This window comes from Vibrio sp. MM46 (assembly GCF_027587135.1).
Lineage (GTDB): Bacteria > Pseudomonadota > Gammaproteobacteria > Enterobacterales > Vibrionaceae > Vibrio > Vibrio harveyi.
In genome coordinates this window covers 60,785-81,584 of record NZ_JAPPTO010000013.1, presented here as the reverse complement: position 1 = coordinate 81,584, position 20,800 = coordinate 60,785, and the positions used below count along the sequence as shown (strand labels likewise).

20 protein-coding genes are annotated in these 20,800 nt (G+C 44.6%); 11 read left to right on the top strand and 9 right to left on the bottom strand.

Features of this window, described 5'->3' with window-relative positions:
* Positions 1–4 precede the first annotated feature (4 nt).
* The 5 genes from OH459_RS15885 (at position 5) to uspE (ending at position 5,200) form a co-directional block, all read left to right on the top strand.
* On the top strand, positions 5–2,368 hold the full coding sequence (locus OH459_RS15885; RefSeq protein ID WP_005445777.1) for a heavy metal translocating P-type ATPase: 2,364 nt from the start codon (positions 5–7) through the stop codon (positions 2,366–2,368).
* A 14-nt stretch (positions 2,369–2,382) separates the two neighbouring features.
* The gene (gene ccoS / locus OH459_RS15880; RefSeq protein ID WP_005429857.1) at positions 2,383–2,547 is read left to right on the top strand and encodes a cbb3-type cytochrome oxidase assembly protein CcoS; all 165 of its coding nucleotides are present in this window, start codon (positions 2,383–2,385) and stop codon (positions 2,545–2,547) included.
* 9 nt (positions 2,548–2,556) lie between these two features.
* Positions 2,557–3,234 carry a sulfite exporter TauE/SafE family protein gene (locus tag OH459_RS15875; protein ID WP_005445779.1) on the top strand — a complete coding sequence of 226 codons (678 nt, stop codon included), beginning with the start codon at positions 2,557–2,559 and terminating at the stop codon, positions 3,232–3,234.
* A gap of 90 nt (positions 3,235–3,324) precedes the next feature.
* On the top strand, positions 3,325–4,071 hold the full coding sequence (locus OH459_RS15870) for an FNR family transcription factor (RefSeq protein WP_005445781.1): 747 nt from the start codon (positions 3,325–3,327) through the stop codon (positions 4,069–4,071).
* A gap of 181 nt (positions 4,072–4,252) precedes the next feature.
* Entirely contained in the window at positions 4,253–5,200 is a 948-nt protein-coding gene (gene uspE / locus OH459_RS15865) for a universal stress protein UspE (RefSeq protein ID WP_005445783.1), read from the top strand.
* A gap of 111 nt (positions 5,201–5,311) precedes the next feature.
* Here uspE and ttcA read toward each other — a convergent pair whose 3' ends face one another.
* The 4 genes from ttcA to OH459_RS15845 form a co-directional block, all read right to left on the bottom strand.
* On the bottom strand, positions 5,312–6,205 hold the full coding sequence (gene ttcA / locus OH459_RS15860; RefSeq protein WP_269987654.1) for a tRNA 2-thiocytidine(32) synthetase TtcA: 894 nt from the start codon (positions 6,203–6,205) through the stop codon (positions 5,312–5,314).
* A gap of 198 nt (positions 6,206–6,403) precedes the next feature.
* The gene (locus OH459_RS15855; RefSeq protein ID WP_269987653.1) at positions 6,404–7,066 is read right to left on the bottom strand and encodes a DUF2987 domain-containing protein; all 663 of its coding nucleotides are present in this window, start codon (positions 7,064–7,066) and stop codon (positions 6,404–6,406) included.
* Positions 7,067–7,083: 17 nt separating this feature from the next.
* Positions 7,084–7,920 carry a glucosaminidase domain-containing protein gene (locus tag OH459_RS15850; RefSeq protein ID WP_017190160.1) on the bottom strand — a complete coding sequence of 279 codons (837 nt, stop codon included), beginning with the start codon at positions 7,918–7,920 and terminating at the stop codon, positions 7,084–7,086.
* Positions 7,913–8,710 carry a hypothetical protein gene (locus OH459_RS15845; RefSeq protein WP_005445789.1) on the bottom strand — a complete coding sequence of 266 codons (798 nt, stop codon included), beginning with the start codon at positions 8,708–8,710 and terminating at the stop codon, positions 7,913–7,915. Before OH459_RS15845 ends, OH459_RS15850 begins: the two co-directional genes overlap by 8 nt.
* Positions 8,711–9,111: 401 nt before the next feature.
* On the opposite strand from OH459_RS15845, the gene potA reads away from it, so the two are divergent.
* From potA to OH459_RS15820, 5 genes are all read left to right on the top strand, one after another.
* Positions 9,112–10,227, top strand: a complete 1,116-nt coding sequence (gene potA / locus OH459_RS15840) for a spermidine/putrescine ABC transporter ATP-binding protein PotA (RefSeq protein WP_009697791.1) — start codon at positions 9,112–9,114, stop codon at positions 10,225–10,227.
* Positions 10,208–11,068, top strand: coding sequence for a spermidine/putrescine ABC transporter permease PotB (gene potB, locus OH459_RS15835; protein WP_005441590.1), 861 nt, complete (start codon positions 10,208–10,210; stop codon positions 11,066–11,068). Before potA ends, potB begins: the two co-directional genes overlap by 20 nt.
* Positions 11,068–11,838: a spermidine/putrescine ABC transporter permease PotC gene (potC, locus tag OH459_RS15830; RefSeq protein ID WP_005389180.1), complete on the top strand. Its 771-nt coding sequence runs from the start codon at positions 11,068–11,070 to the stop codon at positions 11,836–11,838. The genes potB and potC overlap by 1 nt, the downstream gene beginning before the upstream one ends.
* 106 nt (positions 11,839–11,944) lie before the next feature.
* Positions 11,945–12,976: an extracellular solute-binding protein gene (locus OH459_RS15825; RefSeq protein ID WP_005445792.1), complete on the top strand. Its 1,032-nt coding sequence runs from the start codon at positions 11,945–11,947 to the stop codon at positions 12,974–12,976.
* A 251-nt stretch (positions 12,977–13,227) separates the two neighbouring features.
* A complete protein-coding gene (locus OH459_RS15820; protein WP_005445793.1) occupies positions 13,228–14,265 on the top strand; it encodes an extracellular solute-binding protein in 1,038 nt (345 codons plus the stop codon).
* 445 nt (positions 14,266–14,710) lie between these two features.
* On the opposite strand, the gene cobB is transcribed toward OH459_RS15820, so the two are convergent.
* On the bottom strand, positions 14,711–15,442 hold the full coding sequence (gene cobB / locus OH459_RS15815) for a Sir2 family NAD+-dependent deacetylase (RefSeq protein ID WP_009697787.1): 732 nt from the start codon (positions 15,440–15,442) through the stop codon (positions 14,711–14,713).
* A gap of 120 nt (positions 15,443–15,562) precedes the next feature.
* Between cobB and OH459_RS15810 the strand changes: the two genes are divergently transcribed.
* Positions 15,563–15,745: a hypothetical protein gene (locus OH459_RS15810; RefSeq protein ID WP_005445797.1), complete on the top strand. Its 183-nt coding sequence runs from the start codon at positions 15,563–15,565 to the stop codon at positions 15,743–15,745.
* Positions 15,746–15,854: 109 nt separating this feature from the next.
* Here OH459_RS15810 and OH459_RS15805 read toward each other — a convergent pair whose 3' ends face one another.
* The 4 genes from OH459_RS15805 to OH459_RS15790 are packed head-to-tail and all read right to left on the bottom strand — an operon-like array spanning position 15,855 to position 20,796.
* The gene (locus tag OH459_RS15805; RefSeq protein ID WP_005427687.1) at positions 15,855–16,271 is read right to left on the bottom strand and encodes a membrane protein; all 417 of its coding nucleotides are present in this window, start codon (positions 16,269–16,271) and stop codon (positions 15,855–15,857) included.
* Complete coding sequence (locus OH459_RS15800; protein ID WP_005445799.1) at positions 16,255–17,307, bottom strand: formate dehydrogenase subunit gamma; 1,053 nt, start codon at positions 17,305–17,307, stop codon at positions 16,255–16,257. The genes OH459_RS15805 and OH459_RS15800 overlap by 17 nt, the downstream gene beginning before the upstream one ends.
* Before the next feature lie 13 nt (positions 17,308–17,320).
* Positions 17,321–17,929, bottom strand: a complete 609-nt coding sequence (gene fdh3B, locus OH459_RS15795; protein WP_005427693.1) for a formate dehydrogenase FDH3 subunit beta — start codon at positions 17,927–17,929, stop codon at positions 17,321–17,323.
* A gap of 11 nt (positions 17,930–17,940) precedes the next feature.
* Positions 17,941–20,796: a formate dehydrogenase subunit alpha gene (locus tag OH459_RS15790; protein WP_050937638.1), complete on the bottom strand. Its 2,856-nt coding sequence runs from the start codon at positions 20,794–20,796 to the stop codon at positions 17,941–17,943.
* Between the last annotated feature and the right edge of the window lie 4 nt (positions 20,797–20,800).

Sequence of the window (20,800 nt, the reverse complement as noted above, 5' to 3'; positions counted from 1 at the left end):
GCCTATGTGTAAATCCTGTTATCACTGTGGTGAAGATGTACCAGCCAACACGGATTTCAAAGTAGAAATATTAGGTGAAATTCGCGACATGTGTTGCCCGGGTTGTGAAACGGTGGCGCAAACCATTGTTGATAGTGGTCTTGTCTCCTATTACCAATATCGAACTGCGCCAGCAGAAAAGGCGGATCTAGTCCCCGAGCAACTCCAAGCTCTCATCCATTATGACAATGAGGACGTTCAGTCAGAGTTCGTTCGTAACCACGAGAACACTTCTGAAGTAACCCTTTCTTTAGAAGGCGTGTCCTGCGCTGCTTGTGCGTGGCTGATCGAAAAGCAAGTTTCCGGCGTTAAAGGATTGGTTTCTATTCGTGTAAATACCACCACTAACCGAGCTTTACTTGCATGGGATAAGACACAAGTACGTCTGAGCGAGTTACTATCAGTGATTCACAAGCTTGGTTACAAAGCAGCACCTTTTGAGGCAGACAAGCAAGAAGCTGCCTACCACCATACGATGAAACAGTACCTTTATCGTTTAGGTATCGCAGGTCTTGCAACCATGCAAGTAATGATGCTTGCAGTAGCATTGTATTTGGAAGTTTTTGGCGATTTGGAGCCAGAGTTTAAAAACTACTTTCGATGGGTAAGCTTAATCTTCGCAACACCTGTACTGCTCTATTCAGCGCTTCCCTTTTACCTCAATGCATGGCGAAGTATCAAAGGTCGAACCCTTGGTATGGATGTTCCTGTTTCCATTGCGCTGATTTTTGCTTATGTGGCGAGCTTAGTCGCAACAGTGACTGAGCAAGGCGAAGTGTTCTTTGAATCTATCTCGATGTTTACCTTCTTCTTGTTGGTCGGTCGATTCTTAGAAATGCGCGCTCGTCGCAAAGCAGCTGCGGCTAGCGGCAACCTTCTTAAGTTAATCCCTGCAATAGCGACAACACTAGACGGTGAACAAATTCCGGTGAAAACCCTAAAGGTTGGCGATCGCATTCGCGTTCTTCCTGGCGAACATATTCCTGCCGACGGTAAAGTGATTTCTGGTCGTATCCATATCGATGAATCGATGCTGACCGGCGAATCTGTTCACGTGGTTAAGAAAGCAGGAGATGCAGTTTACGCGGGAACATTAAATGGAGACGAATCGTTCGAACTTGAAGTGACGAATTCTAAAGCAGATTCAATGATTTCTAATATCGTTCGTCTTCAAGATGAAGCCCAACATTCCAAACCAAAAATCGCAGAAATTGCCGACGTAGTAGCGCGCTATTTTGTTGGCGCAATTTTAATCATTTCTGCAGGAACTTGGTTCTACTGGCACCAAACTAAACCCGATGATGCATTCTGGATTATGCTCTCTGTTCTGGTTGCTACTTGTCCATGCGCCCTATCTCTAGCGACACCAACCGCGTTAACGTGTGCAACTTCTCGTATGGGTAACTTTGGTATCTTGTTACGTAAAGGGCATGTTTTCGAAACGCTGTGTAAGATTAATCATCTTGTCGTGGATAAGACCGGCACCTTGACTAAAGGCGATATCGAGATTAGTGAAACCAAAACTTTAGCTGAGTTAGATAAGTCAGTGGCATTAGCTCTTGCTGCGGCACTTGAGGCGCATGCAAATCACCCTATCGCACGAGCATTTTCTGGTTTTGGTCATGAAGATATCTACGTCGATGAGGTTCAAAACGTCATTGGTTCTGGTATTCAAGGTGTTTGGAACAACAAGACAGTAAAAATTGGCAGTGCTAATTTTGTTGTTGGTGAAAACCGAGATGAAAGCAATGCTGTGTATCTTTCTGTAAACGAAGAACATGTGGCGACCTTTTACTACCGAGATCCCATTCGTAAAGAGAGTAAAGCATTCATCCAACGCTTTGCTGACGCTGGTATTACAACTACCTTATTGACAGGCGATTCATTACAAAATGCCCAGCCTGTTGCAGATGAAATGGGTATCGACCATGTGATCGCATCGGCAAAACCAGAAGACAAACTCGCGTATCTTAAAGGACTAGATCAAGACGATATCACCATGATGGTTGGCGATGGCATTAATGATGCGCCTACGCTGGCTGGTGCGCACCTTTCTGTAGCAATGGGTGGTGGTACGGACGTCGCTAAAGCTTCTGCAGATATGACGCTTCTAGGCGATAATTTAGAAAAGCTATTAGAAGCAAGGTTGCTTGCAATACGTACAAGAAAGATAATTCGAGAAAACTTGGCTTGGTCTTTGGGCTACAACCTGCTAATTTTGCCGCTTGCTGTTGCAGGCTTAGTCGCCCCCTACGTCGCCGTAGTCGGTATGTCAGCGAGTTCTATTATCGTTGTATCCAACTCGTTGCGACTGCTTAAAGAGAAGTAAGTGAGAGATCAAACATGGAAAGTCTTTACATATTAATCCCTATCGCCATTGTGTTGGTCTGTGTCGCCGTTGCTATTTTTCTTTGGGCTGTTCGTAGCGACCAGTTTGAAGATCTAGAGCGACAAGGTCACAACATTCTTCTTGATGAAGACGAAAAACCAAATAATAAAAAACAATAGCGTTATTTTATGAGCCCAGACTTTATTGGTGCATTTATGATCGGTCTCGTTGGGGCTGGTCATTGCATGGGAATGTGTGGCGGTATCGCCTCACTACTCTCCATGGGCGCACCGAACAATAAACCTTCTTCCTCTATTCCCCTTTTCTATAACGTTGGCAGACTCGCAAGCTACGCGTTAATTGGCGCAATTGTTGGTGGTGCTATATCAGGTCTTTCAGAGTTGAGCGGTTTAACCCAGTCTCTCGCTTGGCTTCGATTTGTCGCCGCGCTTTTCATGATCTTAGTCGCCCTATATATCGCAAAATGGTGGCAAGGACTGCTTGTTATTGAGAAAGCTGGTCAACATATCTGGAAGTTCATCTCTCCAGCAGGAAAACGCTTGTTGCCACTGAAGCACCCAATGTATGCCTTTCCATTTGGCTTTATTTGGGGCTGGTTACCGTGTGGACTAGTATACTCGGCGTTAACCTGGTCTGCAGTTTCAGGAGACGCTTTAAACGGCGGATTAATCATGCTGTCGTTTGGTCTCGGAACTCTTCCATCAATGCTTGCCATCGGATATGGTGCGAGCCATTTTCAGAAGTTGCAAAAATCGTTAATATTTAGAAACATCTCTGCATTAATCCTAATAAGCTATGGCATGTATACTGCCGCCGGCGCGATGCGAATGCTTGGTTTCATATAGCATCAAAGTCGTTTTCCATCATTTTTTTGCTACCCTTTAGAAGTAAGCGGTGATAAAATATTGATGTATATCAAATAGTGAAAGGTTGTTATGATTTCTGAAAAACCTGCAACAAAGCGTATCCAATCAGGTGGTTGCGCGATTCATTGCCAAGATTGTAGCATTAGCCAACTGTGTATTCCGTTCACTCTAAACGAGTCTGAACTGGATCAGTTGGATCAAATCATCGAGCGTAAAAAGCCAATCCAAAAAGGCCAAGAGCTTTTTAAAGCAGGTGATGAGCTAAAATCTCTGTACGCTATCCGCTCTGGCACAATCAAGAGCTACACCATTACAGAACAAGGCGATGAGCAAATTACTGCGTTTCACTTAGCAGGTGACCTTGTAGGTTTTGACGCAATCACGGGCGATCTACACCCAAGTTTTGCTCAAGCACTTGAAACTTCAATGGTTTGTGAGATTCCTTACGAAATCCTTGATGACCTATCAGGCAAAATGCCTAAGCTTCGTCAGCAGATCATGCGTCTAATGAGTAGCGAAATTAAAGGTGACCAAGAAATGATCCTTCTGCTTTCTAAAAAGAATGCTGAAGAACGTCTTGCGGCTTTCCTTTACAACCTATCAACACGTTTCTCGCAACGTGGTTTTAGCCCTCGAGAGTTCCGTCTAACCATGACTCGTGGTGATATTGGTAACTACCTCGGTCTAACAGTTGAAACCATCAGCCGCCTACTTGGTCGCTTCCAAAAATCTGAAATTCTGAGCGTAAAAGGTAAGTACATCACCATCTTAGATCACGATGCATTGATGGAACTTGCTGGCGTCAGCAAAGACTAATTTGCCCTATCAATTGATGTAGCTCGAAAATGAGCTACATCATATTTCTTCCAAAATCCCTTCGAAAGTCCTCAAATTCTTCCCCAAACTGAGCTACAGTAAAAATGTACCTTGTGTACTCCAATATACTGATTTACCTTATATTCAGTATTTGGTTTTACAATAATAAGTGGGCTTAGATATGAGTATATACAGTAAGATCCTTGTTGTTGCTGACATCAATAATGATGAGCAGCCAGCACTTGCAAGAGCAGTTCAACTCGCTCGAAAAAGTGTATCCAGAAGCCGAATCACTTTCTTTCTGTCAATCTACGATTTTTCGTATGACATGACCTCAATGCTGTCGGTCGATGAAAGAGATGCTATGCGTCGCGGTGTTATCCACCAACGTGAACAATGGATGCGTAAGATAGCCCAACCGTATTTAGACGATAGCTTCGACTTTGATGTTTGTGTTGTTTGGCATAATCGCCCTTATGAAGCGATCATTGCTGAAGTCTTTGCTGGCGGTCACGACATCGTTATTAAAGGAACGCGTAAACACGATGTTCTAGAATCCGTCATTTTCACTCCTACAGATTGGCATTTGTTGCGTAAGTGCCCTATCCCTGTACTTTTGATTAAAAATGCTGATTGGCCAGAGCATGCGAAGATTCTTGCTTCTGTCCATGTTGGTTCTGAAAACCCTACGCACATTGACTTGAACGATTCGATGGTCGAGCGTCTAAAAGAAATCACTAATCGTCTTGATGCAGACCCGTATCTTGTTAATGCTTATCCGGTTACACCGGCGAATATCACGATCGAATTGCCTGAGTTTGACCCAACGACGTATACCGACGCAGTGCGTGGTCATCACTTAACAGCAATGAAAGCGCTTCGCCAAAAACACGGACTGGATGAAGAGCAAACTATCGTTGAGCAAGGCTTACCAGAAGACATCATCCCTGCAACGGCTGAAAAGCTAAATGCGGCAATGGTTATTCTTGGTACAACCGGACGCACAGGGCTTTCTGCAGTGTTTATTGGTAACACGGCTGAGCATGTGATTGATAAGATCAATTGTGACGTACTGGCATTGAAACCAAACGGTTATATCAGTCCACTTGATCCAAATACGGCGACTTAATAAGTTGTAACGTTATCCAGAAATAAAAATCCCCCAATAACTGGGGGATTTTTTATGTCTATCATTGCGTTATACACGTAATAAAAAGGAGGCTAACTTAGCCTCCTAGAATCAAATGTTGGTGACATCGATAAACATTGACTCGTCAATGTTCGTCGAAGACACAGTCGCTTCGCTGAATTCGTATTCTTCACGGTTACCTTCACGATCTAGTGGAAGGTTTTCAAAGTCAAACAGTTCGCGGTCAGCAAGCTGGCTTGGGCTTACGTTCTGGATTGACTTGAAGATCGCTTCTACGCGACCAGGCGTTTTCTTGTCCCAATCGATCAACATTGCTTTAATCGATTGGCGCTGAAGGTTCTCTTGAGAGCCACAGAGGTTACAAGGAATGATTGGGAACTCTTTGTGTTCTGCGTATTTGATCAGGTCTTTCTCACGACAGTAAGTAAGAGGACGAATCACAACGTTGCGACCATCGTCTGAACGAAGTTTTGGCGGCATCGCTTTAAGGCGAGAACCATGGAACATGTTCAGGAACATTGTTTCTACAATGTCATCCATGTGGTGACCAAGTGCCAATTTAGTCGCTCCGATCTTCTCTGCGAACGAGTAAAGCGTACCACGACGAAGGCGTGAGCATAGACCACACGTCGTTTTGCCTTCTGGCACTTTCTCTTTAACGACTGAGTAAGTGTCCTTGTCTACGATGTAGTAAGGAATGTTCAGCGTTTCAAAGTAATCTGGGAGAATGTGCTCAGGGAAACCTGGCTGTTTCTGGTCAAGGTTAACTGCGACCACTTCAAACTTGATTGGTGCTGCCTTTTGTAGATTCAGCAGGATATCAAGCATCGCAAATGAATCTTTACCACCACTAATACATGCCATTACAACATCGCCTTCTTCGATCATGTTGTAATCAGTAATGGCATTTCCAACATTTCTTCTTAGGCGTTTCTGAAGCTTGTTGAATTCTAGGGTTTCTTTTCTTGTATCTACTTGGTTCATTGCGGGCTCTCACATCGCCGATAAATCGACCAGGGCTTCCTAACATGGGTTTCTTTGGGGCGTGGATTATACGAGCTTTTTGCGCAGGATTAAATGTTTGTGTGATGGAGTCGTCAATAAATAGTGTGAAAAAATGGTGAGAGTACGTTGGAAATAAAAAAGAGCCGCAGTTGCGACCCTTCTTGCTTTTCTTAACGCTTATTTTTTCGCGTTGGGAAGATAAGGTAATACACGGGTTGTTGGTTGAGGGAGTGTCATGTGCCCACCTTCACCAATTTCGCTCAGTGCAACTTGAACTTTTCCATCCACGATTGCTTTCTCTGTCCCATTAGAGAAGGTAATCGTATCATTAAGAGCATCAGCAAACTCCATCGTCACACCTTGTACTTGAGGTGTAAACCAACCAGCAAACATACCGCCTAGATCTTCAAGTAATGCTTGCATTTGAGGCATCAAAGGCGTGAGTTGTTCGTAAGATACGATACCCTGTAATGGTTCTTTGGTCATTACAACTAAAGAATAATCACATCGAGTATCTTTTGGTGTTTGGACGAAGACAAGCGGGTTCGCAGACTTTAAGTTCTTATCGATCGGAATTGGAAGCTCTTTAGAAGCTGGAATCACAAACTCTTCGTAATGCTCTTCTTTTTCCATCCATGCTTTTTCTATCTCACACAGTTGCTTGGTATCTGCATCCACAAAAAACACACCGACTTTAACGTCATCGTGCCCTTCTTTCGCATTGTTCTTCAATTGTGTGTAGAGCTTGGAATACGTAAACATGTATTCTTGCGCGTGAGTTGCAGGCGATGCTAAGACCAGTACCGCACTGCCTAGTAAACTTAAGCTTAACTTCTTCATCCGATCCGTTATTTCTTTTATTGTGTCCAGTAAGCGTTATTGTGGCGAATCATCGCACGTAAGTCATTAACATAGGCAATGCCACGTTCAGAATACGCAAGCAAGCCATGAGTCAACTCCGATGCTGTCGCCACAGATAACAAATCCTTGTGTTTCCCTGCTAAATTCGCACGAATGTCTCGTAAATCCGCGTACGCGCGGTTACGGTTCACATTCATAAAGTATCCATGTACAGATTCTTGAACAGTATCGAACTTCTCTACTTCATGCGTTTTACCAGCGCCACGTTTTGCAGGGACAATTCCGCAGCCCTTCTTATAACACCATTGACCAAACAAGTTGTTTGCTTGTTTAGCAAAACGAGAGGTACCCCACGCAGATTCATTGGCAGCTTGAGTTAACACCAGCGCCTCCGGCAACACATTGACACGCTTAAGCATTTCATCCAGCCAAGCTTGTGTGACAGCTCCATCTTTCAAAGGATAAGAATATAGTGCAGCCAAACGTTCGGCATAGGATGTTTGCTCTGAACTAATCTCTCCAACCGTCAAAGACGTTAGGAATACACGTTCTTTTTCAATGCGCTTATTTTCTAGCGCGATTTTCGGACGAAGAAAGTCGAAGAATGCCGTCTTCTTATCTTTCGTGTCCTTAATCGAGTTAAAATCCGGAATGTCACCAATATAAGGAAGATGCGACAAATCTGGGTGTGAAACGGGTCCATGCACAACTTGCGGATCAATCGCCTTGCGATACTCACGGTCATAGTGCAAATAAGGACCAATAGAAACAAAAGTGGCGGCTATTGTGATAGCCGCCACTCGTAAACTCATAGATTTTAAAGATTTAGGCATCAAACACCTGAGAGTTACCATCGTGATCGTTATCGTTTTGTTGCGTCGCTACGATCTTCAACTTGATACCAAACATTTCGCGGTACAGGATTCCCTTCAAATGGAAGAAGAACGGTAACACGAAGATCAAGCCAATTCCGTAGAACATTGCAGCAACAATAAACATCAACATCACGCTTAAGTAAAGCCCTGCGACAACAAAAAGCTTTTTGTTTATGGCACGAAGAGACAATAAAAGCGATTGCATTGGTGGTACTCTTTTCTCACAAATCAATAAGATAGAGTGACTAAATGCTAAAGAAAGGTATAGCGACAGCAAAGGGAAAATCATTCCAGCAACACCCTGCATCATCAGGCTAAATAGTGTTGCTAAAATCACAGGAACCGTAAATTGAAGACCTTTACCAACATGACGTACCTTTGTCTTCAACCCCGCCACGTGGCTCATTGCCATTAAACTAATACCAGCATAAATCGGCGCACTGATCACTTCATAACTGAAGTTAGCGACATAAATAGCGGACACGATATCTGTGGTAAAAGATTCAGGGTTTTGAAGCGCATCCAAAATAACACTTGGATCTCCGAGTTGAAGTTGAAGTGCAATATAGAAAATACCCAGCTGAACGAATAGGAGGAGAATAATCGCTGGCGAGAAGGACAAAAACTGTTGGATGGTTGTGCGCCAAGCTTCGCTAAAAACGGCTGCTGCTTTTAGTTCATACTTGCCAGAAAGAGCTCGCTCTACACTCCCTCCAAGATTGAAATCTTTCTCAAAATCGTTGTTCATATTTTATCCAAGGCTAACTTGTAAAATTTTTTCTGGAAAACCAGTTAATTAATAAGGGCGTCATTATAAAGAAATCTTTGCACGTCTAAAATCATAAGTCGGCCTCAATACTTGCAATATCTGCTATTTGGTCGATAATTAACCACTCGCAAATCTATGAAATTGAAAACATTTGCACAAGAAATTAATGCCTTTCTTATGTATAGCTGAAATGTAAATACCCCTACAAAAACAGTATGGTAAGGAATGTTTACTTTTGCCTGCAAAATTTTTTCTGTTTCAAGATAAGAAAATGCTTTGATTTCACAATTTTGGTGATTATGATGCGCGCCTCAAAAGTGAATGACTAATGTCACATCAATTGGATACACCCCAATTTGAACGTGGGAGAAATACAGACGTTGAACGCTAAACAGCAAGCAGGAAAGCCAGTAGTTCGTCTATCTGGTATTAGCAAAAGTTTCGATGGTAAGGAAATCATCGGTAATTTAAATCTGGATGTTAATCATGGTGAGTTTCTGACAATTCTTGGTCCTTCTGGTTGTGGTAAAACAACGGTTTTACGCATGATCGCGGGCTTTGAAACGGCAGACAACGGTCAAATCGTACTAGATGACCAAGATGTAACACAGGTTCCTGCAGAGCAAAGGCACGTCAACACGGTATTTCAGAGTTATGCACTCTTCCCTCATATGACCGTATTTGAAAACGTTGCTTTCGGTCTTCGCATGCAGAAAACACCTGCTGCTGAGATTGAACCAAGAGTTATGGAAGCGCTACGCATGGTTCGCCTAGAAAAAATGGCACAGCGTAAGCCTCACCAACTTTCTGGTGGTCAACAACAACGTATCGCGATCGCTCGCGCGGTTGTTAATAAACCAAAAGTACTGCTGCTAGATGAATCTCTATCTGCACTTGATTACAAACTACGTAAGCAAATGCAAATCGAGCTTAAACAGCTTCAGCGTCAACTTGGTATTACCTTTATCTTTGTTACACACGATCAGGAAGAAGCCCTATCGATGTCTGACCGCATTATTGTTATGCGCGACGGTGTTATCGAGCAGGATGGTTCCCCACGTGAGATTTACGAAGAGCCTAAGAACCTATTTGTTGCTCGCTTTATCGGTGAGATCAACGTATTCAACGCAACCATGCTAGAGCGTATCGACGAGAAACGCATCCGAGCAGAAATTGAAGGCGTTGAATCTGTTGTTTACTACGATCAAGCAGCTCAAGCAGGTGAGAAACTACAAGTACTACTTCGCCCAGAAGACTTACGTATCGAAGAGATCAAAGAGTCTGAAGAAAAAGGCATCGTAGGTCACGTAACAGAACGTACCTATAAAGGTATGACGCTTGATTCAGTTATCCAGTTGGATTCAGGCATGCGCGTGATGGTAAGCGAATTCTTTAACGAAGATGATCCAGATGTGGACCACTCACTCGGCCAGAAAGTCGCTATTACTTGGGTTGAGAGCTGGGAGGTAGTACTAAATGATAAGCAAGAAGCTTAATCTTCAGAACGCGATCATTACCCTAATCGTTGGCTGGCTAACGCTGTTTGTTTTAGTTCCAAACCTAATGATTATCGGTACGAGTTTCTTGACGCGTGATGAAGCGAACCTAATTGAATTAACGTTTACTTTCGACAACTACCTTCGCCTGCTCGATCCTCTGTATGCAAAAGTGTTGATGCACTCTTTCTACATGGCGATCATTGCAACCTTATTGTGCTTGGTGATTGGTTACCCATTTGCTTACATCGTAGCGAAAATGCCTGAAAAATGGCGTCCGTTCATGTTGTTCTTGGTGATTGTGCCATTTTGGACTAACTCTCTTATCCGTACTTACGGCTTAAAGATTGTTCTCGGTACTCAAGGCATTTTGAACAAGTCGTTAATGGCAATGGAAATCATCGATAAGCCGATGCGTTTAATGTATACCGAAACAGCAGTAATGATTGGTCTTGTGTACATCTTGCTTCCATTTATGATTTTGCCGCTTTACTCGGCAATAGAGAAACTAGACAACACATACATCGAGGCAGCAAAAGATCTTGGTGCGAACAAGTTTCAAACCATTACACGAGTGATTTTGCCTCTGACAATGCCAGGCATTATCGGTGGCTGTTTGTTGGTTCTACTACCAGCACTAGGTATGTTCTACATCTCTGACCTTCTAGGCGGCGCGAAGAACCTACTGATCGGTAACGTAATTAAGAGCCAAGTACTGAACGCTCGTGACTGGCCATTTGGTGCCGCGACCAGTATCGCCCTCACCTTCGCAATGGCTGTGATGCTTTACGCTTACTACAGAGCAGGCAAACTATTGAATAAGAAAGTGGAGCTAGACTAATGGGACGCACAGTTAGATTTAGCTTTATGGCGCTGGTATATGCATTTTTGTATCTGCCAATCATCGTCTTAATTGTTAACTCATTTAATGCCAACAAATTTGGTATGAAATGGGGCGGTTTCACCACGAAATGGTACGAAACCTTAGTAAATAACGACAGCCTAATGCAGGCTGCATGGCATTCATTGAACGTAGCGGTATTCTCAGCGACAGCAGCAACCATTATTGGTAGCTTGACGGCTGTTGCCCTATTCCGTTACTCGTTCAAAGGTAAAGGTGCGGTAAACGGCATGCTGTTTGTCGTAATGATGTCTCCAGATATTGTCATGGCGATTTCATTACTTGCTCTGTTCCTTGTATTGGGCGCACAGCTTGGCTTCTTTACTCTATTGATTGCTCACATCACCTTCTGTCTACCGTTCGTTGTGGTAACAGTGTACAGCCGCTTAAATGGCTTTGATGTGAAAATGTTGGAAGCTGCAAAAGACCTTGGTGCAAGCGAATGGGTTATCTTGAAACAGATCATCCTTCCTCTTGCTAAACCAGCGGTTGCTGCAGGTTGGCTATTGAGCTTTACGCTGTCTTTGGACGACGTAATTATCAGCTCGTTTGTAACAGGCCCAACATACGAAATCTTGCCATTGAAGATTTACTCAATGGTTAAGGTGGGCATTTCACCGGAAGTGAACGCCCTAGCAACGGTCATGCTGATTGTTTCTTTGGTTCTGGTAGTAATTTCTCAGTTGCTAGCAAGAGAAAAAGTGAAGTAAAATCCGCACCCGTTAACATCACGAAACAGAATGGTTACATGCCATTCTGTTTTTCTATCTATCGTCCAAAATTAATTGGACAACGTTTGGTTTGGAGCTAACGTCAATGAAAAAATGGGCTACTCTATTAGCTGGTAGTGCATGTGCGCTTTCTCTGTTCTCTGGTACAGCGGCAGCGAACGATAAAGAATTGGTATTTATGAACTGGGGTCCTTACATCAACAGTAATATCCTAGAGCAATTTACCAAAGAAACTGGCATTAAAGTGATCTACTCGACTTACGAGTCGAACGAGACTTTGTATGCAAAGCTAAAAACTCATAACCAAGGTTATGACCTAGTGGTACCTTCTACGTACTTCGTAGCGAAGATGCGTGACGAAGGCATGCTACAAAAGATCGATAAGACTAAGCTGAAAAACTTCGGCAACCTAGATAAAAACTACCTAGACAAGCCTTACGATCCAAATAACGACTACTCTATTCCACACGTTGTTGCGATTACAGGTCTAGCGGTTAACGCAGACATGTATGATCCAAACGACTTCCAAAGCTGGGCTGACCTATGGAAGCCAGAGCTAGAAGGTCAAGTAATGCTGATGGACGACACTCGTGAAGTGTTCCACATTGCACTACGCAAACTGGGTTACTCAGGTAACTCTACGGATCCAAAACAAATCGACGAAGCATACGCAGAACTACAAAAGCTAATGCCAAACGTTCTAGTATTTAACTCTGACAACCCAGGCGCACCATACATGTCTGGCGAAGTTGGCGTTGGTATGCTTTGGAACGGTAGCGCAGCAGCTGCTCAAAACGAAGGCATGAACCTGAAACTTGTATTCCCTAAAGAAGGCGGCATCGGTTGGGTTGATAACTTCGCAATCTCTTCTGGCGCGAAGAACGTAGAAGCGGCTCACAAGATGATCGACTTCCTACTGCGTCCAGAAATCGCAGAGCAAATTTCAGCGGACACGGGTTACCTAACAGCGGTTGCAGAATCTAACGCTAAATTCAAAGACGTTGCACCACTGTTTCCTTCTCAAGAAGACCTTGACCGTGTTGAATGGCAAGACTCTGTTGGCGACATGACAGTGAAGTATGAAGATTACTTCCTGAAGCTAAAAGCGGGTCAATAATCTGATCTTGCTTAATAAGCCATCTACTAAATGAAAATAGGCAGCAATACGCTGCCTATTTTTGTAATTGACTGATATAATTGTATGTTGCTAGGTTTATTTGACTCGAGTTAAAGCATTACGTTCTATTTTGACCCTAATGCTGGTTTTCGTGGCTCAGATAAACAGGATTGTGCTTATCGCAATTTGGCTCAAATCGTTATTTGTTACTAGTATTGATTTGTCCTGTTGCTGAACAAAACGGAAAACAAATGAAAAGTAAATTCTACGCAAGCGCACTGTGTGCGGCGACGCTAATCGCTACCCCTGCAATGGCTGCTGATCAAGAACTGTATTTCTACAACTGGTCGGAATACATTCCAAACGAAGTTCTTGAAGACTTTACAAAAGAAACTGGTATCAAAGTTATCTACTCTACGTACGAGTCTAACGAAAGCATGTACGCGAAGTTGAAAACTCAAGGTTCTGGTTACGACTTGGTAGTACCGTCTACCTATTTCGTATCTAAAATGCGTAAAGAAGGCATGCTGCAAAAGATCGACAAAGAGAAACTTTCTCACTTTGCTGATCTAGACACTAACTTCCTGAACAAGCCGTTCGACCCGAACAACAACTACTCTATCCCATACATTTGGGGTGCGACCGGTATTGGTATCAATGCTGATATGCTAGATAAGTCTTCTGTGACTAAATGGGATGACTTCTGGGATAGCAAGTGGGAAGGTCAACTAATGCTAATGGATGATTCTCGCGAAGTATTCCACATTGCATTGACTAAGCTTGGTTACTCACCAAATACCACTAACCCAGACGAGATCAAAGCCGCTTACGAAGAGCTGAAAAAGCTAATGCCGAACGTATTGGTATTCAACTCAGACTTCCCAGCGAACCCATACTTAGCAGGTGAAGTATCACTTGGTATGCTTTGGAACGGTTCTGCTTACATGGCTCGTCAAGAAGGCGCGAACATCGATATCATCTGGCCAGAAAAAGGCACTATCTTCTGGATGGATAGCCTCGCAATTCCAGCGGGTGCTAAGAACGTTGATGCAGCTCATAAGATGATCGACTTCTTACTACGCCCTGAGAACGCAGCTAAGATTGCACTAGAGATTGGTTACCCTACTCCAGTGAAAACAGCTCACGATCTACTACCGAAAGAATTTGCTAACGATCCAAGCATCTTCCCACCACAAGAAGTGATGGACAGCGGTACATGGCAAGACGAAGTTGGTGAAGCTAGCGTGCTTTACGATGAGTACTTCCAAAAGCTAAAAGTAGACAACTAATCAGTCTGTCGAAATAGTTTAGAAAAGCGGCTTCGGTCGCTTTTCTTGTATCTGAAGATCGTGCTTTGCATCTCAATCTATACTGCTCGAATTACAAAGCGGCAGAATACAAAGTTTCAAGATATACCCAAGTAACCTCGAGATGCTAGGTTCAGCGAGACTGACTTGGTTTGTAGACGCGGCGGCGATTTAAAGGTTTAGTGGGTCTAAATCAAGAATCGGCAACAAAGTATACAAGCCAAGGCAGCTCGCCCTTTGGGAGCGTGTCATTGACCCGATTTGCTGCGTCAAACAACTTGGAAAGAGCTGGCTATTACACTGCGTTGTTTTCCTTGTTCTCGAATCAATGACAACGCTCTGAATCCTGCATCTTGAAGTCACTTGGGTATACAAAAAGGCATCGAATCACTCGATGCCTTTGTTAGATTTTGGGGTTAACTCTTTTTTAAGCGCTAGGTTCGTTTTCCAGAGCAAGAATCTCGTCAACAAGCTTCGGTACTTCGATGCTTGCCTTACCGTAACGCTTCTCTTCAAACTCACTCTCGACGGCACTTGGCTCTAAATTAATTTCAATCGTATGTGCACCGTGCATCTTTGCATCATGTACAAAACCTGCGGCTGGATATACCACGCCAGATGTACCAATAGAAATAAACAAGTCTGCTTCTTCCAATGCCGCGTATATCTCACCCATACGCAATGGCATTTCACCAAACCAAACAATGTGTGGACGCATTTGAGCAGGAATCTGGCAGCAGTGACATAATTCGCCAGTTTCAATGTCTTCTGAATGCTCGATGACTTGATTAGATTCACTACAACGCGCTTTAAGCAATTCACCGTGCATGTGAATAATATTGGCGCTACCGCCTCTCTCATGCAGATTATCAATGTTTTGAGTAATGATAGTCACTTTACCTTCCAACTGCTCTTCTAGGCGCCCTAGCGCGATATGAGCAGCATTAGGCTTGATATCTTCGCCTTGTAGTTTTTTTCGACGTTGATTATAGAACGATTGAACAAGATCGGGATCGCGAGCAAACCCTTCGGGTGTTGCAACGTCCTCAATGCGGTGATTCTCCCAGAGACCATCTTGAGCGCGAAATGTTTGAATACCAGACTCAGCCGAGATGCCAGCGCCAGTAAGTACTACAATATTTCTATAAGGGAAATTCATAACCTATCCTTGTTGTTCTTTTTCATTAGCTTAACACCGATAGAATAACAACAGTAGTAATATGGATTAGACCATGGTCGTAGTGGTCATGATTAGAATGATAAATTGAGAGGCAAAGCAATGAGAGGTGTATCTCTTGTCCTTATCTTACTGGGAACTTTGGCTGGCTGTCAGATCACCAATATTGAAGGTGAGGTCGATGACGTAAAAGTCAAAGTGAGCACCAATGACAAGGATAATGGTCACCCTGTTCATGGTGGTGATTTCTGTCCGCCGGGACAAGCGAAAAAAGGAAACTGTTAAATCAGTATTCCCTATAAAGACGAGATAAAAAACCCTCGAACTGTGTCGAGGGTTTTGCATGTTTACAAACTGTTTTTCTCTGGCTTTCTCTTCAATAAAGCCATTGAATTTACAGGTTTGGACCTGTAGACGGTCTGTGCGGCATGTTATTTCGCAGTTGGTTCATACCCTGGTACATGCGTAGGAACCACACAAGAATTGCCAACGCAGCAAACAACATACCAATCCAAGGAATAAAGTACGCAACAGAGTCTAGCAACGTACTATGCATCCAGTAATCACTTACACCAATCAACACACCATTTGATGTTGCTACCGTTACAATCAGAACAACAAAGAATGTCAGGTACAGGAAGAAAGTACGAATCAAACCGTAGTAATGCGAGTTCACTACGTCGCTGTCTTCGCCTTTGTCCAAACGGTACCCAGCGTAAATGATTGCGACAACGCCTGAGATCAAAAACGTAAACGGGGTCAAACAGCTCAGGATGTACGCAACCCAAATCCCGTTATGAGGTTTGTTCATTCGCTTTTGCTCCTTTTGCTTCCGTTTGTACCGTATCTGTTTCGCCCATCGCTTCTTTGGATTTTACTTCTTCATACCAAAGATCGTGATGCTCTTTCGCCCATGTCTCGTCAACTTCACCAGTGACCATCCCCTCTAGCGCACCTTCCATACCGAATAGACCGATGTAAATGTGGAAGATGAAACCACAGATTAGAATCAGTGCCGAAATCGCGTGAACAAGGTTAGACAGCTCCATATGGCGACGAGTCTGACCGAAAATTGGGAAGTCCAGAATTAAGCCACTCACTGCAGCGATAGCACCAAAGAAGATCAGCAACCAGTAGATCGCCTTTTCACCACCGTTTGAGAAGCCAGCCGATGGGTGCGTGCCTTTATGTTTACCTACCATGCCGCCCATTTTCATGAACCAACGGATGTCTGTCATGTTAGGGATAGATTTGCGCCACCATTTCAGTAGAACAAACATCAGCAAGATGAAGAACAGCGGACCCATGTAGTTATGGTACTGCTTCGCCAACATGACGATGAAGCCCCAGAACTCAGTCGGTACGTACGGTTTTAAGAAGTGCTTACCGTAAACCAGCATCAAACCACTGAATGCTAGCGTTAAGAAGGTAAACGCCATGCTCCAGTGTAGTGCGCGGTCTAGTCGAGACCAGCGTTTCATCTTCTTGCCAGTACGTGGCTTGCTTAGCATCAGAGGACCAACGAATACGTAAGCCATGATAACCATTGCGATACTGCCGAAAATTGCGACAGCGCCCGCAGGAGACATCCATTTCTCTTTAAGAATGTACCATGTCTCACCCGGAGTACTGATCAGCACACCGTGTTCCGCTGATTTCGACGTGGTATAGCCTTCTTGCCCCTCTTTGACCTGACGCCAAAAGTCTGCACCTGCAAGTTGCGTCATCTCCTGTTGTACCACTGGAGATGTGTCTTCTTGCGCAGACGCTGGCATCGCAAAGGTCAGCAGTAATGCTGTCATCATCGACAGCATTACAAGAGACGCACGTTTAAGAGTATTTAACATGTGTCTCTCCTACTTAGCTTTTAGTTGCGTCGTAAGAAAGATCGTTACCGTCTGTCCAACCTGCGTTTTTCGCACCGCGCTCAACCACACGTTGACGGAAAATGTCAGAAACTTTCTCTGCATCACCCGCTAGCAGTGCTTTTGTTGAACAAAGTGACGCACACATAGGTAGCTTACCTTCAGCAATACGGTTCGCGCCGTACTTCTCACGCTCTTCTAGAGAACCTGGTTCTGTGTTTGGGCCACCTGCACAGAAAGTACATTTGTCCATTTTGCCACGCTCACCGAACGATGCTTGTTTCGGGAACTGAGGCGCACCGAATGGACAAGCGAACAGACAGTAACCACAACCGATACAAAGATCTTTGTTGTGAAGGACGATGCCATCTTCTGTGTGCTCGAAACAGTCAGCTGGACAAACCGCCATACAAGGCGCGTCTGTACAGTGCATACAAGCAACAGAGATTGAGTTTTCGCCTGGTTCACCGTCGTTCAGTGTTACTACGCGGCGACGTTGAATACCCCACTCAAGCGCATCATCGTTTTCGTTCTTACATGCAGTAACACAGCCGTTACACTCGATACAGCGTTTGGTGTCACATAGGAATTTCATTCGTGCCATTGTCAGACTCCTTACGCTTTACGAATGTTACATAGGGTTACTTTAGTTTCCTGCATCAAAGTAACAGGGTCGTAACCATAAGTGGTTGCCGTGTTGGCTGCTTCACCAACAACATAAGGGTCCGTACCTTCTGGGTACTTAGAACGTAGGTCTTCACCTTCGAACTTACCGCCGAAGTGGAACGGAATGAACGCCAGACCCGGTTTAACACGACGAGTGACCATCGCTTTCACCTTGATGCGACCTTTTTCTGCGCCTTCAACCCAAACGTCATCGCCATCTTTGAAGCCAAGATCGTTTGCGTCTTTCGGGTTCACTTCAACGAACATTTCTTGTTGAAGTTCAGCAAGCCATGGGTTTGAACGAGTCTCTTCACCACCGCCTTCGTACTCAACCAGACGACCAGAAGTCAAGATGATTGGATATTCGCCAGACTTGTCTTCTTTCTGGATAGACTTGTAAAGCGTTGGTACACGGAAGATTGCTTCTTTGTCGTCCCAAGTTGGGTAATCCGTTACAAGGTCACGACGAGGCGTGTATAGCGGCTCACGGTGTAGCGGTACGCGGTCTGGGAATGTCCAAACAATCGCACGCGCTTTAGCGTTACCAAATGGGATACAACCGTGCTTGATTGCTACGCGTTGGATACCACCAGACAGGTCAGTTTTCCAGTTTTTACCTTCCGCTGCAGCTTTTTCTTCAGCCGTTAGGTCGTCCCACCAACCAAGCTGTTTGATTAGCTTGTCAGAGAATTCTGGGTAACCGTCTTTGATTTCACAGCCTTTTGAGTAGCTGTCTTCAGCAAGTAGGCTTTGACCTTCGAATTCAACACCGAAACGCGTACGGAAGTTACCGCCACCCTCTGCAACCGTCTTCGACGTATCGTATAGAATGTGTGTGCCTGGGTGTTTCATCTCTGGCGTACCCCAACATGGCCAAGGTAGACCGTAAGTCTCACCATTCACAGGGCCACCTTCTGCCTCTAGAGACGTTTTGTGGAATGTATGCCAGTTTTGTTGATGCGCTTTTAGACGCTCCGGGCTTTGACCTGTGTAACCGATGGTCCACATGCCTTTGTTGAATTCGCGCGTGATGTCTTCGATCACTGGCTGGTTGTTCTCAACACGGATGTTTTTGAACAGCAGATCTTCATAACCTAGCTTCTTGGTTAGCAGGTACATGATTTCGTGGTCAGGTTTAGATTCGAACAATGGCTCGATAACCTGATCACGCCACTGAAGTGAGCGGTTAGATGCTGTCACACTGCCGTGTGTTTCGAACTGAGTTGTTGCAGGAAGCAGGTAAACGCCGTCAGTACGATCGTTCATTACCGCTGCGACAGTTGGGTATGGGTCAACAATAACCATCATATCCAGCTTTTGCATCGCTTTCTTCATCTCAGGACCACGAGTCTGAGAGTTTACTGCGTGACCCCAGTAGAACATGGCGCGGATGTTTTCACGTTGACGAATGTTGTCTTTGTTTTCAAGAACACCATCCACCCAACGAGATACAGGGATACCTGCACTGTTCATTGGTTTTTGACCACCGTAAGCGTTGTCATCGAAACGACCTTTCACCCACTCGTAATCGATTTCCCACACTTTTGACCAGTGACGCCATGAACCTTCAGACAGACCGTAGTAGCCTGGTAGTGTGTCAGATAGTACGCCAAGGTCAGTTGCACCCTGTACGTTATCGTGACCACGGAAGATGTTCGCACCGCCGCCCGATTTACCGATGTTACCTAGCGCAAGCTCAAGTACACAGTAAGCACGTGTGTTGTTGTTACCAGTCGTATGCTGAGTACCACCCATACACCAAACGATACAACCCGGACGGTTTTCAGAAAGCAGTTTCGCTGTTTGGTAAACTTCAGACTCAGGAACGCCAGTTACGCGCTCAACTTCTGCTGGTGTCCACTTAGCTACTTCTGCACGGATTTCATCCATACCGAATACACGTTGACGGATGAACTCTTTATCTTCCCAGTTGTTCGCAAAGACATGCCACAGCACGCCCCAAATGAACGCAACGTCAGAACCCGGACGTAGCGATACGTAGTGATCCGATTTTGCAGCGGTACGAGTACGACGAGGATCCGCAACAACGATCTTACAATTGTTCTTCTCTTTCGCGATTAGGATGTGCTGCATCGCAACAGGGTGCGCTTCTGCAGGGTTTGAACCAATGAACAGCATCGACTTACAGTTGTGCATGTCATTGAAAGAGTTGGTCATCGCACCGTAACCCCAAGTGTTTGCAACACCTGCTACGGTTGTTGAGTGACAGATACGTGCTTGGTGGTCAACGTTGTTGGTACCCCAAAGCGACGCCATCTTACGGAACATGTACGCTTGTTCGTTGTTGTGCTTCGCACTACCCAACCAGTAAACGGAATCTGGACCCGACTCTTTGCGGATGTCCATCACCTTGTTACCGATTTCTTCGATCGCTTGATCCCAAGAAAGCTTCTTCCACTTACCGTTTTCAAGCTTCATTGGGTATTTCAGACGACGCTCACCGTGACCGTGTTCGCGCAGTGCTGCACCTTTTGCACAGTGTCCACCAGCGTTGAATGGGTGGTCGAATGCAGGCTCTTGACCTGTCCACACGCCGTTTTGAACTTCAGCGTAGATACCACAACCTACAGAACAGTGAGAACAGATGGTACGTTTTACTTCTGTTTTCGCTTCTGGATCCACCGATTTAGCTTGTGCTTTCTTCATCATGCCCGGTGCAAAAAGACTTGCACCTACAACCGCACCACCAGCAGCAAGCGAGGTGTTTTTCATGAATGCACGGCGAGAAACGCCAAGCTGATTGGTTTCTTTGCTCACACTGTCGGAGCGTTTGACAAGTTTCATCCGT